At 36.7% G+C, this 16,892-nt stretch carries 12 protein-coding genes; 3 read left to right on the top strand and 9 right to left on the bottom strand.

What is annotated here, in order from left to right; all coding sequences use genetic code 11:
* Positions 1 to 40: 40 nt before the first annotated feature.
* The 3 genes from NCE97_RS00365 to NCE97_RS00355 form a co-directional block, all read right to left on the bottom strand.
* Positions 41 to 670 carry a response regulator gene (locus NCE97_RS00365; protein WP_353776880.1) on the bottom strand — a complete coding sequence of 210 codons (630 nt, stop codon included), beginning with the start codon at positions 668 to 670 and terminating at the stop codon, positions 41 to 43.
* A complete protein-coding gene (locus NCE97_RS00360) occupies positions 667 to 2,589 on the bottom strand; it encodes a tetratricopeptide repeat-containing sensor histidine kinase (RefSeq protein WP_353776879.1) in 1,923 nt (640 codons plus the stop codon). The genes NCE97_RS00365 and NCE97_RS00360 overlap by 4 nt, the downstream gene beginning before the upstream one ends.
* A 62-nt stretch (positions 2,590 to 2,651) precedes the next feature.
* Positions 2,652 to 3,500, bottom strand: a complete 849-nt coding sequence (locus tag NCE97_RS00355; protein WP_353776878.1) for a hypothetical protein — start codon at positions 3,498 to 3,500, stop codon at positions 2,652 to 2,654.
* 116 nt (positions 3,501 to 3,616) lie between these two features.
* Between NCE97_RS00355 and NCE97_RS00350 the strand changes: the two genes are divergently transcribed.
* From NCE97_RS00350 to NCE97_RS00340, 3 genes are read left to right on the top strand one after another with little or no spacing between them, the layout of a single operon-like run.
* Complete coding sequence (locus NCE97_RS00350; protein WP_353776877.1) at positions 3,617 to 4,189, top strand: hypothetical protein; 573 nt, start codon at positions 3,617 to 3,619, stop codon at positions 4,187 to 4,189.
* 11 nt (positions 4,190 to 4,200) lie between these two features.
* Complete coding sequence (locus NCE97_RS00345; RefSeq protein ID WP_353776876.1) at positions 4,201 to 4,773, top strand: hypothetical protein; 573 nt, start codon at positions 4,201 to 4,203, stop codon at positions 4,771 to 4,773.
* A gap of 11 nt (positions 4,774 to 4,784) precedes the next feature.
* The gene (locus tag NCE97_RS00340) at positions 4,785 to 5,201 is read left to right on the top strand and encodes a hypothetical protein (RefSeq protein ID WP_353776875.1); all 417 of its coding nucleotides are present in this window, start codon (positions 4,785 to 4,787) and stop codon (positions 5,199 to 5,201) included.
* On the opposite strand, the gene NCE97_RS00335 is transcribed toward NCE97_RS00340, so the two are convergent.
* The 6 genes from NCE97_RS00335 to NCE97_RS00310 form a co-directional block, all read right to left on the bottom strand.
* Positions 5,198 to 5,755, bottom strand: a complete 558-nt coding sequence (locus NCE97_RS00335; RefSeq protein WP_353776874.1) for a GNAT family N-acetyltransferase — start codon at positions 5,753 to 5,755, stop codon at positions 5,198 to 5,200. The two genes, NCE97_RS00340 and NCE97_RS00335, sit on opposite strands and share 4 nt — an antisense overlap.
* 300 nt (positions 5,756 to 6,055) lie before the next feature.
* Positions 6,056 to 6,427, bottom strand: coding sequence for a DUF2200 domain-containing protein (locus NCE97_RS00330; RefSeq protein ID WP_353776873.1), 372 nt, complete (start codon positions 6,425 to 6,427; stop codon positions 6,056 to 6,058).
* 38 nt (positions 6,428 to 6,465) lie between these two features.
* The gene (gene polA, locus NCE97_RS00325; RefSeq protein ID WP_353776872.1) at positions 6,466 to 9,300 is read right to left on the bottom strand and encodes a DNA polymerase I; all 2,835 of its coding nucleotides are present in this window, start codon (positions 9,298 to 9,300) and stop codon (positions 6,466 to 6,468) included.
* 125 nt (positions 9,301 to 9,425) lie between these two features.
* On the bottom strand, positions 9,426 to 13,997 hold the full coding sequence (locus NCE97_RS00320) for a phage tail-like protein (protein ID WP_353776871.1): 4,572 nt from the start codon (positions 13,995 to 13,997) through the stop codon (positions 9,426 to 9,428).
* Positions 13,998 to 14,142: 145 nt separating this feature from the next.
* Positions 14,143 to 14,856, bottom strand: coding sequence for a LytR/AlgR family response regulator transcription factor (locus NCE97_RS00315; RefSeq protein WP_353776870.1), 714 nt, complete (start codon positions 14,854 to 14,856; stop codon positions 14,143 to 14,145).
* 62 nt (positions 14,857 to 14,918) lie between these two features.
* The gene (locus tag NCE97_RS00310) at positions 14,919 to 16,838 is read right to left on the bottom strand and encodes a tetratricopeptide repeat-containing sensor histidine kinase (RefSeq protein WP_353776869.1); all 1,920 of its coding nucleotides are present in this window, start codon (positions 16,836 to 16,838) and stop codon (positions 14,919 to 14,921) included.
* Positions 16,839 to 16,892: the final 54 nt, after the last annotated feature.

Below are 16,892 nucleotides of genomic sequence, written 5' to 3'. Positions count from 1 at the left end.
ACTCTATATGGCGTTTGAAATACCTAGTTGTAGGTAGATGCTAAGAGAGGTTTTTTAGAGCATAGTTCACTAGACCTGTGTTGGTTTTTATACCCAATTTCTTATGAATATTTTTTCGATGCGTATCAATGGTATACTTACTAAGCTTTAGTTGATTTGCCATTTGAATTGATGTGCGCCCTTTGGCAAGGAGTCCCAAGATTTCCTTTTCGCGTCTAGTAAGGATGGCTTTGATTTCAATTTGCTCTTTATTGAACCAATCTTTAATATCCTTAGGAAGATTATCGCTAAAAAAGTATTCATCTTTTACAAGCGTATGTATAGCATTGACGAGCTCTGATTTTTCTACATTTTTCGTCACGTAGCCTTTAGCACCAGCATCGAGCATTTCTATAACATCAGCTGTCTGATCATACATACTCAAGGCTAAGACTTTAATTTTTGGATAGTCTTTAGTAAGTTCTTTAGTCAATGAAATTCCATCCAAAACAGGCATTCTAATGTCTGTAATGATGACATTGGGTTCAATATCTCTTTCTAATAGTTTCAGAACTTCTAAACCATTATTAGCTTCAGCAATAACATCGATGTCAATTTCTTTCAAAAGAATGGATTTTATTCCATCGATAAACAATTGGTGATCGTCTGCTATGAGGATATTAATTTTCATAATGGAATGTTTAGAATTACAGTAGTTCCATTACCTTCAGAAGCATCTATGACCAATTCTGCATTGATCTTTTCTGCTCGTTTTTCAATATTAGTAAGCCCCATTCCTGAGCGTTGCTTTTTTATATCAAAACCTTTCCCATTGTCTTCAACAATGATATTGAGGGTGTTGTCATCTTCAGAGAACTGCACAACAGCTTCAGTTGCATTAGCATGTTTTATGATGTTGGTCAACAACTCTTGAATAATCCTAAATATCTGAATCTCTAACGTATTCTCTATTCGGTTTTTCACATCTACATTAATGACTTTGATATCAATTTTCTTGGTGTCAGAAATTTGTTTTGCAATACTTTTGGTTGAAGGAATTAGCCCTTTATTGATGTGCGCGCCAAAGTTTTTATTCTTAGAAATGTTTCGTATTTCGGTATACGTATCACCCATTAATGATTTCAACTTTGTGTAGAAGTTTGAAAACTCTTCTTTCTCATCATAGCTTTCCAGATACAATTTTAGCGTGGCGACTTTACTACCCAGATTATCATGAAGATCAGCAGCCATTTTCGTACGTTCTTGCTCTTGCGCATCTAAGATGGCATCAATACCTTCTAACTCTTGAGACTTGAGTAATTGATTAAAATTTTGCTCTTGTATCGTTAAATTTTGCTCCATGATGATACGCTTGCGCTTGGTATTTTTGAAGAGCATATACAAGCCAAAAATTGCAGCGACCAACGCTACCAATGTTCCGAATAATAGATTTCGATTCTGTCTACGTTTATAGTTTGCCTCTAAGTTATCGGTCTGGAGTTGAAGGATTTCCTTTTCCTTTTTTTCGGTTTCGTATTTAGTTTGAATATCCAATATGGTGTTCTGGTTTTCAGCACTCAATAAACTATCATTAAGTTGCTTTGCTTTTTCCGAATATTCTAAGGCTTTTGGGTAGTTGTTCTGTCCCTTATAGCTTTTGGATAGATTAGTATACAGAGTACTTAGCTGCTTGCCTTTCACAACCGGTTTAGCTTCTTCTAGTAGTGTAATAGCTTTATTATAGTCTTCTTTTTTAAGATGTACATAGCCTAAGTTACTTTTAGTAATTTCAATCCCTTTGGTAAGATTCAATTCTGTTTTTAGTTGCAAAGCATCTTCAAGATAAGCTTCAGATTTTTCAATATCACTTTCTAAATAAATATTACCAAGATTGTTATAGATAAGGGATAAAGACCGTTTGTCGTTTACAGATTTGGCAACAGCTTCGGCATTATTGTAATAACCAATAGCTCTAAGCGTATCTCCTTTTTTGAAATACTGAGTCGCTAAATTGGGAAGCGTAATTAACTGAAACGGAATAAGCTTGTTCTTATTGAAAACAGTCAGGGCCTTTTCACTATATTCAATGGCTTTGTCGTAGTTGTCTAATTCTGCAAAAGCACTAGAAATATTGCTATAGCACTTAGCAGCATTGAGCTCATCATTGGTGTCTTCAAAATACGAAGCACTTTCAGTAAGTATTTTAATTGTGTTTTCGTAGTTGCCCTGACGTAATTGAATGGCACCCAAACTTATATTAATAATAGCTGCACGTTGATCGTCATTATTCTCTTTGAGAATTGTTTTAGCAGCTTCAAAATAGTGCGAAGCCGAATCCAATTGAGCTGTAAAAAAATGAAAACGCCCTAGCTGGTTATTGGTTTCAGCGAGAATAGAATCGTTCTCCTTGTATTTAAACGCTTCATAAGCAAATGCCTTACCTTTATTGAGATCGATACGTTCATGAAGATTCGCTAAAATTAGGTTCAGCTTAGCTTTCTCAAACCTATCAGTAGTACTTTGAAGTAATGTTGAAAGACTATCAATTTTTTCTTGTTGCGCACATACAACAGAGGTTGCTAATAGAAATATATAAGCAAATCTTTTCATTCTCGATTAATAGCTAATTGTTCCTTAAAGTTAAGGATTTTAAAGTTCATTATTTGCAGTACTTAGTTATTGCAACTCGCACAGCAACCACAGGATGATGTGATTTCTGTATCTAGTTTCCTGGAATATGTTTGTATTTCTTGCAGGAACACTGTTGTGTTAGATGCACCTTGTATTCTACGTTTTAAGTCTGTTAGATAAGTATTGCTCAAGCAATTTGAAGCTTTTATATGTTGAAGCGCATAGCCAATCGTAGTATCCATCCATTCCCAGCCATAGCCTTCGTAAGCACCAAGTTCAAGGCCGTAAACCAGTTTTCCTAGACCAAATAGTGAATGGCAATTGATGGCTCCTCCAGAACTTTTAAGCCCTTCTTCAAAGACATAAAACACTTTATGTCCTGCAAAATCAAATGTGAAGGCAGTAAGTGGCGCATTCTTCTTTTTATTATAGATGAATGTATAGGTATGAGAGGTATGACCTGGATACCAATCGTGCACACCAGATGAAGAAGCAGTTGTACTTACTTGAGTGATATTAGCATTATAAGTATAGCTTGGATATTGTGCTATACCTGTGACATTGTTGGCAGCGTAGACATTGGCAATTCCCCATTTGTAGCCACAAGGTGTGCTACAACTACGGCAAGATAGTGTGATAGAAAACTCTTCACCGTTCTGTAAAGAAGAAATGTCTTTATTGAATCGCCAAGTAATATCGTAAGTGCCTACACAATTACTAGATCTGTAGGTTCTATTGAAAGCAATACTACCACCATATTGGTCAGCGCGAACCGTAGCATTAAAATCGTTTGTGCGTTTTTGAACAATGTCTTTTAGCCCAATACTTTGAGCATTAATGAATCCAGTAAATAGGATAGAGAAAGCAAGAGAGGTAAAAAATGATTTCATGATTAAAGCTTTTGTAACAAAGCTATTATCAGACTAGTAAGTATCAAATACCTACAATTAGGTATATGAATTGGAAGTAGGTAGGGATAATTTTATTCAAACAAAAGCTATTAATTATGAAACCCCTTAAGTACATTCTACTCCTTGGTATTGTGATACTTTTTAACTGTGATGAACTTAAAGATGCATTACCAAACGAAATAGACATCACGACGACGTATGTAAACACAATTAACGTATCGACACCCTTGATAAGCGGAGATCCTGAAGCCGATGTTTCTTTTCAGGATGCAGCTGCTTTCGATTTTTTAAATAATCCAGACGTAGCAGAATATGTTGGCACACCAGAGCAAATAAAAGCTATACAAATTCTTAATATACAATACGAATACAAGAATTTTAGTGGTAATGTTGATGCCGAATCTTTGAACAGTTTTTTTGCCATAGCAACGGCATTTATGGCTGTAGATACGTTTCCTGTAGCCAATACCAACTTTGCAGAATCCGATGCCTTTGGAACACTATTTACCGTGACAGGTGACTTTAGTAATGTTAACGAGTTTATATCTGAATCTAAAGTTTTCTCCAGTGTCTATGGAGGAACGTCAACGCACAATCCTGCCGATTTTAGTGTGGAAATGACCATTACAGTTAGGCTCACACTCGAAGTAAATCCAGATGATTTATAAAAACCATAGCTATGAAAACAAAATTATTCTTGCTATTAATGCTATTTGGGATTTCTTTTTTTGGTTGTGACGAATTAGAAGAATTACTTGAAGAAGAAATAGAAGTACAATCTACTTTCATTACCGAACTGGAAATCAATGTGCCCAATGGTGCTACACCAGAACAGGCGATGGAGTTTGAGTCAAACTTTGGGTTTTGGGATTTTACTGAAGATCCCAATGTGGTTGATTTTTTAGGAGACCCAGATGAGATTACAAAAATAGAGATTAATAGTGTACGCTATTTCTATAAAGATGTTGTAGGCAATCCAGATGCTTTTGTAGAAGGCGATATCATTTTTGCTATTGGTCAATCTGCAGAAGAATTTGAGGCTGTAGTCACCAATTTAGCACAAGCAGATTTTAATAATACGCTTTTTACTCTTGAAGGCGATTTTAGTCAGGTAAATGCTGCAATGACACAATTTAGATCTGTTGGGTTTTTGTATAAAGGCTCAGTGTCCGATAACCCTGTGAGCTTTATCACTGATGTTTCTATTACTGTTACTGTAACCATAAAACCAGATTTGGACAATATTAACTAAAACACCTAATTATGAAATTATTAAACTACCTTTTTGTTTTTGTGTTTATCCTGCCTTTGTTTATTGATTGCGAGGACGATGAAATGGATGACGAACCAGAACGCACTACAGTACTTGTGACCTTACAAAATAATGCTGGAGGGTTTGGTGCTGGGGGATGCTTCCCAACTGAAGATTCAGTGACCTTCATTGTCTCATACAGAGATATTTCTGTAGATGCGGATATTACAGGAGGAGGTCAAGGCTTTATAAATGTTCTGGTAGAAGATAACGAAAGTATCAACGTAATTGTGCAACGTACAAGTGACGATGTAGTTCTTGGGAATGCCAATGTCAATGTGAGGACTGAAAGCAGGCCAGGACCAGAAGATGCTGCGAGGCGAATAATTTATTGTGAACCTTTTGAAATTCAGTTTGAGAATTTTTAGAGAAACTTTTCTTTAATTGTTTTCCAACTGTTTTTGTTGATGCAATATGTCCAAATGGATGCAGTAGAATGTAGTAGATGCTTTTTGGAATCAATGATGCGTTGAGCTCCAATTTTCTCAGCGGCCTTTTGTGAACGTAAGTTGGTGTCATCGATATACAGAACTACATCTTCAATAAATTGAAAAGCATGATCGATCATCAATACTTTCATAGCCTTGTTGTATTTGCCGCCCCAATGCGCTCTGGATAAAAATGACCAACCAATTTCGATGGCGTTATCAGCTCCATCTATGGATTTATATCTCGAGCTTCCAATAATGGTGTTGTTGGATTTGTCGATAACTACTAATGCACCTTTAGATTGAATAGACTCTTCGAAGAACGCAGAGAAGTCTTCTTTTTTATAACGATTTGGACAAGGGTGTTGTTCCCAAATTAGAGGGTCTTTAGCAACAGTATAAAGCGCATCATAGTCCTCTTTATATAAAGGTCTTAGGATTATTAAACCATCTTCTAATGTTGGTTGTAGGTTCATATATCTGAAAGAATGCATTTAACTCAAAATATGTGGTATAAATTATTTACTAATAAACCAATGGCAATGAGTATTAGAAAAAATGCATGACTCTTTCGTAAAGTAAGATTGCCCTTTACAAGCTTAATTCCATAAAAAATATTTACAATACTTAAAAGCACATTAATTAATAAAACCCAATCAGGGAACACAAAAGGGACTAAACTATCAGTGTAATGATATTTATAATAAAGGTCAGCCATGTGATATATCCAAAAAAGAGATAAGGCTATCTGAATAAAACCTAGTGTTAATCGAGTGTTTTTCAAATAAAGTCGTTTAAGCCTGCCTTAAGATCTTCTCCATTTTTCTGCCTCTAGCCAATTCATCAATCAGCTTTTCCATACGCCTGCATTGCTTATACACGTCAAATTCATCCTCTATCTCTTCAATGCGATAACCACAAACGACGCCTTTAATCAAGTGTGCGTTTGGATGTATTTTTGCTTCTTGAAAAAATGTTCCAAAAGTAGCTTTCTCTTCAATTAGCGCTTGAAGTTTGTCATCATCATAACCAGTCAACCATTCTATAACTTGGTTGAGTTCTTCTTTTGTTCTACCATTTTTCTCCAATCTATTAAGGTAAAGAGGATAAATGGATCCAAATATCATATTGGCAACCTGTTCATTTTTTTCTGGTGTGACTTTCATTTTTATTTTGATTTAATTGTAGCTATAGCTTTGATATATTAATGCGCCTCTAACCAATTATCACCTGTGTCCATATCGACGTCTAAAGGCACAGCCAGCTCATAGGCACTTTCCATTTCAGTTTTAATAAGTTGTTTCACTTTATCAAGTTCTGGCTTGTAAGCATCAAATACCAATTCATCATGAACTTGTAACAGCATTTTGGTTTTATAATCGCCTTCACTCAACTTCTTATGAATGTTGATCATGGCAAGTTTAATAATATCTGCCGCGCTTCCTTGTATTGGTGCATTCACAGCATTTCGCTCTGCGGCACCTCTAACCACAGCATTACGAGAGTTAATATCTTTAAGATAACGACGTCTACCTAAAACGGTTTGTACATAACCATTGTCTCTTGCAAAATCGACCTGCTCGCTCATAAAGTTGCGTAGCTTAGGATAAGTCGCATAATATGTGTCGATAAGCTCTTTGGCTTCACTACGCGATAAATCGGTTTGGTTACTCAGTCCAAATGCTGAGACACCATAGATGATTCCAAAGTTAACCGTTTTGGCATTGCTACGCTGTTCTCTGGTCACTTCGTCAATGGGGACATTAAAGACCTTGGCTGCCGTAGACGCATGAATATCTTCACCTTTTTTAAAGGCATCAATCATGGTGTCTTCTTCACTCAAAGCAGCAATAATTCGTAATTCTATTTGAGAATAATCCGCAGCAAGCAACGTATGGTTTTCATCTCTTGGGATAAATGCTTTACGAACTTGACGACCACGTTCTGTTCGTATCGGAATGTTTTGAAGGTTAGGGTTATTACTTGCCAAACGTCCTGTTGCAGCAACCGCTTGCATGTAGTCTGTATGAACACGTCCTGTTTGTTCTAAGACTTGTGTTGGTAGGGCGTCAACATAAGTGCTTTTAAGTTTCGATAAGCCTCTAAAGTCTAGGATATTCTGAATGATTTCATGATCCTTTGCCAAATAACTCAATACATCTTCTGCAGTGGAGTATTGACCTGTTTTGGTCTTTTTGGGTTTATCGACAAGTTTTAGTTTTTCAAATAGGATCACACCCAATTGTCTTGGCGATGCAATATTGAACTCTTCACCTGCCTTTTCGTAGATTTTTGCTTCAAGGGTTTTAATATCGTTACCAAGTTCTTCTGAAAGGGATTTAAGAAACGCTTCATCGAGATTAATGCCTTCTAACTCCATATCGGCTAAAACTCTTAATAATGGCACTTCTATATCATCAAATAAGGTTTGGGTATTGGCTTCGCCAAGCTCACCTTGAAAATGCTCTTTGAGTTGCAATGTGATGTCGGCATCTTCTACAGCATATTCGGTTTGCTTATCTAATGGCACTTGTCGCATAGACAATTGATTCTTCCCTTTTTTGCCTATTAAAGTTTCAATGGAAATAGGTGTATAGTTGAGGTACGTTTCTGCAAGCACATCCATATTGTGGCGCATATCTGGATTAATAAGGTAATGTGCCAACATCGTATCGAATAGCTTTCCTTTAACGTTGATGTTGTACTTAGCAAGTACCTTAACATCATACTTTAAGTTTTGACCGATTTTTTCAATGGTTTCACTTTCAAAGAAAGGTCGTAATTCTTCAATTAGAGTCTGCGCTACGTTTCTATCTTCTGGAAATGGAAGATAGAAGCCTTTACCGGCTTCCCAAGAGAATGCAATCCCAACAAGCTCTGCTGTAATGGGGTCAATTCCTGTGGTTTCAGTATCAAAACAAACACTAGTTTGGTTCATAAGTTGCTCCATGAAAAGCTTCTTGGATAACTCTGTGTTTATAAACTGATAGAAGTGCGATGAGGTGTCGGCAGTTTTTCTGGTATATTCTGAAGTGGCTTCAGTAGTGCTTTGATCGTCACCACCGAATAATGAAAACTGTCCTGCACCAGCAGTTGAGGTTTTCTTTGGAGTGGCTTTAGCGGCTTCTGGTTGAGCAGTTGTGGCACCATTTTCTGGAGCTGCAAATGTTTTCAAGAAGTTGTCAGTCAATCGTCTGAACTCTAACTCCTGAAATATATTTTTAACGCCTTCAATGTCTGGATCACACATTTCGAAATCTGCCTCATCAAATTCTACTGGGACGTCCAACATTATCGTTGCCAATTCTTTTGAAAGTATGCCCAATTCGGCATTGGCTTCAACCTTCTCCTTCATTTTACCTTTGAGTTCGTGTGTATTGGCAAGAAGTCCTTCCATGCTACCATAAAGACCAATGAACTTTTTAGCTGTTTTTTCTCCAACACCTGGTAATCCTGGAATATTATCGACAGAATCTCCCATCATGCCAAGAAAGTCTATCACTTGCTCTGGGCGTTCAACTTCAAATTTTGCCTGTACTTCAGGGATTCCCCAAGTTTCATAACCACCGCCAAAAACTGGACGGTACATAAAAATGTTTTCACTTACTAACTGAGCAAAATCCTTATCCGGAGTAACCATATAGGTTTGATAGCCTTGCTTTTCGGCTTTCTTTGCTAGTGTACCAATAATATCGTCTGCCTCATAACCTTCTTTGACCATGATTGGTATATTCATAGCTTTAAGGATTTGTTCTATGTAAGGGACAGCAATTTTAATAGCCTCTGGAGTTTCGTCTCTGTTAGCTTTATATTCTGTAAACATTTCGGTTCTGGCTACACTTCCGCCTTTATCGAAGCATACTGCTAAATGGTCTGGTCGCTCTCTTTTTATAACATCTAATAGCGAGTTGGTAAACCCTAAAATAGCTGATGTATCTGTTCCTTTGGAATTGATTCGTGGATTTTTGATGAATGCGTAATAACCACGAAAAATAAGGGCATAAGCATCGACAAGAAAAAGACGTTTTTGGTCTGACATAATTTGTATTGTTGAAGACTATAAAACTACAAAACAAAACTATAGTAAAAAAAGAAAGTCGCTCCCTACAAACGACTTTCTAACAAAACTTAATTGAGTAAAAATACTTCAATTAATAGCTAAGCTTAATTTGTCTTTACGACCTTAACCGTAGTGTATATTTTTCCTTCGTTTTCTAAAGCCGATAAACGAGCTTCGATACTTTCTAACTGTTTTAGTTGTTTTTTGAGCAATTCATTTTCATGTTTTAGATCTTCTACTTTGGTGTTTAATTCTTTAATAGCTTGCACAGCGACAGGAATTAAGCTTTCGTAGTTTACGGACCATAAATCTTCTGTGTCATTTTTTGGCTTATAAACTGCTTCAGGAATAATGTCTATAAGTTCTTGAGCGATAAAACCAATATTGTTTTTGAAATTGTTGGCGTCTAAAACTAAATTTCCATTTTCAAAAGTTGCATTATGTTGGTTGTAACGCTTAGGGGTAACTTTCAGCAATTCATCTAAGCCATAGTTCAATGTTTCTTGATTTTGCTTCACTCTACCATCACTATAAGTTACCCAAGCGTTAGCGCGTCCTTGGCCGACTGACGCAGTAGTGTTATTGGGAAGTTCTAAAGCATAGGTTGGTGCATTATCATTAATACCAACTCGACCGTCACCTCTTATATGAATAATATTACCTGTTCCCGTATGATTTAGATTGAAGCGACTTTCAGATGCGGTGTTGTCCGCTCTTCCAAACATAAGCCAAGTATTATTGGTTTCAACTGAATTATTAAAACGAATACGAGCGCCATCATTAACTTGAGTTTCGGTCAATTCGATATGAGATATTGTGGCTCCACTGTTGCGAACTACTTCAAACTGTGCGTTTGAACGAAGGATTTCATTATCCATTTCACCATAAATAAAAGATGAAGTACTACTGTCGGAGTTGTCAATGACCAGTTTATTGTTTCCTGTTAAGGATCGGCCTGCTGAGGTTCCAATGAATATATTTGAAGAGCCATCCATATTCTCACCTGCAGTATGTCCTATAACAACATTATCATCCCCACTTGAAAGGTTTTCGGCAGCTTGCTCTCCTAGAATAGTATTCCCGTCTCCAGAAGTAAGATTAGTTAAGGAGCCTAACCCTAGCGTAGTATTATCAGCACCATTAACAAGAGACGTAAGACTCACAGTACCTACGGCTGTATTGTCTATTCCTGTGGTTAGGGCTAAACCGGTATTTCGACCAATTAAGACATTCCTAGTTCCTACTGTGACAGCATTACCTGCATTTTCGCCTAACCAAACAGATTGTAATTGAGTCGTTTCGATTTGCCCTTTTGAAGTGATGCGCACTTTTTCAACATTATTAGTTCTGATAGACAAGTCTTGATTGTCGGTTGTGCCAATAAAATTTGTTGAAGGATTAGTGCCTGCATTTCCTGTTGTGGTCCAATCATTTCCAGTACCATCTTGTAAAGAGGCTAGATTTAAGGTTTGTGTGGCGACACCATCATCTTCAAGTGAGATATTTAAAGTAGTTCCTGTTAGGGATAGCACGTCGATAGTTTGGTCATCAGTATCTGTATCGGTAAATACTGATGGTGCATCTACGAAACTGATTTGGCCATTACCATCCGTAGATAATATTTGATTATTGGAACCATCATTAATTGGGAGCGCATATCCAGTGGTTGAAGGGTTATTTACCTGAAACTCACCATTGGTGCGAAGGATATTGTTATCGAACTCGCCATAAATCAATGGGACTGCATTACTGGCATTGGCTTCAGCAAAACTTGTATAGTTATCTATAATTAGTCTATTGCTACCAGTATGGTAAGCACCAGCAAAATTACCAATAGCAATATTTTGGCTTCCAGAAGATATAGTATTTAGTGAGTGTCCGCCAATTCCTATATTCCAGCTACCTGTGGTGTTAGATTCTAGAACTCGGTTACCAACTGCTAAATTGTCTGTTCCTGTTGTATTGCCCATCAAGGTCTGATGACCAACTGCAGTGCATCGTATACAATCTGAAGCATTTTCTAATGATTGCGTTCCTATAGCTGTTATGTTAGAGTTTCCAGAGTAATTGGCTAGCGCGTTGTAGCCAACTGCTACACTAGGAACTGAACCCGTAAATGATGATAATGTGTTATATCCTATGGCGACTGATCTACTTCCCACTTGTGAGCTAGACATTGCATTTCTGCCTACTACTACATTAAAGTCACCTTGAGCATTAATTTCTAAGGCACTTGCACCAATAGCTACATTGCTCTCTGCAGCAAAAGTAGATACGAAAAAGCCCCCCATTGCTAAATGCCCTACAGCAGTATTATATGAAGAGTTAACATTGTTGACCCCTCTTAAAGCATAGTAACCAACGGCAGTATTCTGACTTGCCCTGTTAGATTCGTATGCTCTATAACCAATGGCCGTGTTTTCTTCACCAACAGTATTGACGTTCATTGAAAAATATCCTATTCCAACATTTTTGTTATCACTACTATTATCTCCAGCTCCAGCATTAAAACCTAAAAAAAGAGAAGAATAGTTTTGCGTACCATCATTGTCTGATTTACCGTCAGTTAAATCATTAATTTCTTGTGCACCAGATAGGGACGATAGATCTAGTGTTTGTGTCGCAGCGCCATCATCCTCTAAAGAAATCTCTAGTGTATTGCCATTTAAGTTTAGCACATCAATAGTTTGGTCGTCTGTATCTGTAAAAATAGATGAAGCATCTACAAAGCTTACTTGTCCTAAACCATTAGTTGCCATTATTTGGTTGTTTGAACCGTCGGTTTCTGGCATTAGATAGCGATTTCCTGTTCCTATACCTAGAGAAGTTCTTCCAAGGAAATACCCAGCATAACCATTTGCTGATCGTGAATCTGAGTATATTCCATATTCTATTCCGCCTGATGAGGTGATGGGGATTACAGATCGAATACCATAGGTATTTGCCGTGCCAGTTTCAAACCTTGCTATATCCACATCGACATCATCGATTACATTATACAGAGAGAGTGCTGACTGTGATGATGGAGTAAATGTAGAATTCATTCTAATTTCTACGGCATTACCTTGTTGAGAATCATGGGTTACATAAATGGCCTCGCCATTGTTTGCGTTACTGCCAATTCGTATTTGTCTTGTGTCTGAGAGTGAGTTTATTGACAAATTATATTGTGTAGGAGTAGTTAATCCTAGACTTAGCTCACCATCGTTTTGCATTCTAAATGCTTCAGTTCCATTAGCTGAATAAGCTGTAATGGTGCTGGCTGGGCTAAAAAATCCTGTATCTGGATCTGTAAATCGGATACTTGGATCGGCTATAGTTCCATTATCGAATTGGATTTCGTTAATACGATTGTCACCATCAGGATCTAAAAAATAGTTGGTGTCATCCCAATCAATGATGTCATCACTAATGTATAATTGGTTGTTTGTTCCTGGATTATTTCCTATGTAAACATTACCAGTTTGTCGTTCTATATCTGGACCCACATCTGTCCAATCATCGTCAATGACTGAAGATAAATTAACACTATTGCCGTCAGCTATGCTCAAAGTAGTACCACTCAGATTTAGTGTTTGGTCGTCGGTATCTTGATCAACAGCCGAAATTAAAGTACCAGTAGCACTTATGCCTCGCACATATTGTCCAAGAGGCAAGACTTGGTTACTCAGGGCAAAATCGGAACCATCATAAGTTGTATTTGTGTCTGTAAATACTGAAGAGGCATCAACAAAATTGAGCTGGCCAGTTCCGTCTGTTGCCAAAACCTGATTGTTTGTGCCATCAGCTATTGGCATACTATAGCGGTTGGCTACTGTACTTCCTAACTGCAATTCGCCATTGACCCTGAGGATATTGTTATCAAATTCGCCATAAAGTAATGCATTGTTGGCATTCGCATTTGTGTTGTCGATATACAGTTTATGACTACCTGTTTCATTTTCTCCAGCGCGATAGCCAAGAAAAACATTTGCATTTCCTAGAATATTAGAAAAGCCAGCTCTATATCCTACAGCAGTATTTTGGTCACCACTAGAGTTGTTGAGTAACGAATTGGCTCCCAAGGCTAAATTATTTATACCAGTCGTATTATTGGAAAGTGCTTGGCTTCCAAAGGCACTATTCAAAACACCATTTGTATTGGAACGTAATGCTTGGCTTCCAAAAGCTGTATTAAAATTCCCTACTAAGTTACTTGTTAATGATTGATAACCTACAGCACTATTGTTATTGCCACTAGAGCTGGAACGCAATACTTGATAGCCAATTCCAACATTTCTGTTAAGAGCGTTATTATCTGAAAATCCGGCTTCAGTTCCTAGAAAAACTGATGAGTTCCCAGAGTCAGTTTTTCCATCTAATAAGTCGTTTATTTCTCGGGCACCAACTATTGAAATCCAGTTAGTAGTGCCATTGTCCCAATAATAAAATCCTTTGGTAGGTGTACCGTTTCCGGTGATAAAAATCAACATACCATCTTGATCTACAGTTGGGTTTGTAGACGGAAAATTATCTATTCTAGGGATAAGAATACCATCTGCATTACTTGGGTTGGTTAAACTAGTTGCAGTGATATCTAATGATGCTTTAGGGTCAGTGTTACCAATACCAACTTGAGAGGAAATTGATAAAGAATACAATAATATTAACGCGCATGAGAATAAAAGCCGTTTCATGATGTAGAGATTTTTTAGGCTTTTGGCGTAAGCCTAGTAATTAATAGCTAATCCAAGTTAACTCCTAATGCTCTGACGGTCATGACGTTTTTAGCGAGTATAAAGGTTTTTTTAGTGAATGAAAAGATTGTGTAAAAATGCTCGATTAAGTGTAGCCTAGCTTTATTCTCAAATTGGTTTTCTGAGAAGCACTCAGCGGAATATCAGTATCATAGACTTTTATTTTGTTCTTCTCTATGCTCTGAATATAATAGATGTTTACGACGTAAGAACGATGTACTTTCACGAACAGTTCATTGTTTAGTTGCTCATAAGTATGCTTTAAAGTGTGTGGCAATAGATACTCTTTAGCTTTGGTTACAACATAGCAATAATTGTCAAAAGCTTTGAGATAAAGAATATCCTTTTGATTGATTCTGAAATATTTTCCTGAACTTTTTATTAAAATAAAATCACCTTGGTCTTTGGAATAGTTATGCCAAGCCAATTCAATATTGCTCCTGAGACCTGCTTCTGTAAAGGGTTTTACGATATAACCTAGAGGATTGGTGTTTTTTACACGATCTACAGTTTCAGGGTCAGTTTGTGAGGTGAGGTATAGGTATGGCGTAAAAATCGTATCTAACTCTTGTGCTAATTGAATACCATCTTTATGGCCTTCTAACTGAATATCAATAAGGACTAAATCGGGATTGAGACTTTTTATAGATTGTATAGCGTCTTCAAAATTGTCTGAATCACCAATAACTCTAAAACCAGCTTTTCTCAAAGCGGTTTCGATAGTAGCACTGATGAGCGGTTCATCCTCTACAATGAATATGCTGATGTTATTAGGCAAAGATTCAATTTTTCGCAACATACCTTTAAAAGAGGTTAATCATATATTTTTTTAGCAAACAGGTTCATTTTTTTAGTGAGTTACTAGGCCATTGCTTGAAATCTTTTCATGCGTAACAAAGCAGTAGTACCATCATTGTTAGGGATAAAATCCAGCTGCGCTTTTAGCTTTTTGGACAATGCCTTGATTAGCTTAAGACCAAATGAAGATTCTTTTACTTCATTTGGCATACCGATGCCATTGTCACTTACCTTCAATACCAATTCATCATCTTCTTGCTTAAACTCTATCGCCATTTTACTTGTTTCAGTAATGTCTGTGAAAGCGTGTTTTATGACATTGGTGATAAGCTCGTTAAGGATAAGCCCTAGCGGTGTAATCGTTTCAATATCCAACACTTTAGGCTCTATATCTAAGTTATAGGAAATAGGTTCTTTTTTGAATTGATGACTTTCGATAATATCCTTTGTAAGATCTTCGATATACTCTTTCGTATTTATGCCCACCAAATCATCCTTACTGTATAGTTTTTGATGGATCAAGACCATAGAACGCACTCTGTTTTCTGCTTCTTTTATGGCAATTTGGGCTTCTTTGTCTTCTACATTTTCAGATTGAAGGTAGAGCAGTGAGGATACAATTTGAAAGCTGTTTTTTACACGATGATGTATTTCTTTTAGCAGCACATTTTTTTCATCGAGAGTAGTTTCAAGAAGTTGTTTTTGTTTTTCTAGTTGGGTTTTCTTTTTACTGTTTTTAAACAAAAGAAGACCAATAGCAGCACAAGCAATAAGACCTCCAATAGCAATGATAGAAAATAGTCTTTTTTGCTGTTTGTTTTTTTCGTTTTCTATGGAAACAACTTTCAATTGGGTTTCTTTACGTTCGGTTTCGTATTTTACTTCAAAGTCAGCAAATTTTTCTACCGTTTCTACTCTACGCACAGAATCCTGCAATAGTTTTCTATACTCTAAAACTTTAAAGGCATTTTCGTAATCCCCAAGGTACTCGTATGCATCTTCTAAGTTCACGAGATTTAATATTCTATCATAGGTATTGACGAAAGCATAGTTTTCATCTGCATATTTTTTTAACAGCGGTACAATCTCTTGATAACGCCCTTTTTGTAACAGGGCTTCAGCCAAAGAAGTTATAATCACGTGATGTGTGCTTGAGTCTTCGGTTACATCTGGGGCATCCAATATTTTCTTTAACTCAACAATATGTTCGTCGGTTTCTTCAAAAGATAGAATTGATGATAAAGAAGTATGCTGCTCAGGAAACTTGAAATCATTTTTTTTGAAATAGTATTTCCTAAGCCTAGAAGCGTAATCAGCATGCTTTTTATAATTTTTAGTAACCTTGTAATGATAGGCTACTTTGGCTAGTATAAAACCTCTATTCGGATGATTTTTAATGGTATCCGTGCTAGCTACAGCCTTTTCTAAATAATCGTCTCGTTTTTCAAAATGACCTAATAAGCCTTCTATTTGCGCCTTACGTTCATAGATAACGTGCAACAATTTACTAAGTTGAAGATTGTCTTCAATGGTTTTTTCAGCTCTCTGGACATAATACAACGCAGAATCTGGCATGGCTCTGTCTATATAATGATAGGAAAGTAATTGATTATACTTGAATAAGAAAATAGGAACTTTATACTGTTCGGCAAGTTTCAAGCCTTCAAACTGAAGGGATTTTGCTTTCATAGGCGTACCAGCTCTGTGTGCCAGACTAGCATAATCATCTAGAAGATTTATTCTAATGTAATCGTTGTCTTTGTAAAGGGAATCCAGACGATTATAGATTTTAATACTTTCCCCTACGGATTTCCTGAAGAGCATTTTAGATAATTTGTTGATGTCTTTATCTTCGACAATGTTTTTAATATTCTCTTTGGAAGAGAACAGGCTGTCGATATAATTTTTGTCAATGTTTTGACAATATCCATCTGCACCTAAAAGAAGGATTAGGCAAACTAAAAAAGAAAGGGGTTGTCTCATTTAATTCAATATTATAATTTGAAAAAAATGTAGGGATAGTTATAAAGATAATAA

Origin of the sequence: Winogradskyella sp. 3972H.M.0a.05 (assembly GCF_040493455.1) — a bacterium.
GTDB lineage: Bacteria > Bacteroidota > Bacteroidia > Flavobacteriales > Flavobacteriaceae > Microcosmobacter.
The sequence above is the reverse complement of the archived record's forward strand: the minus strand, read 5'-3'. Positions and strand labels throughout refer to the sequence as shown.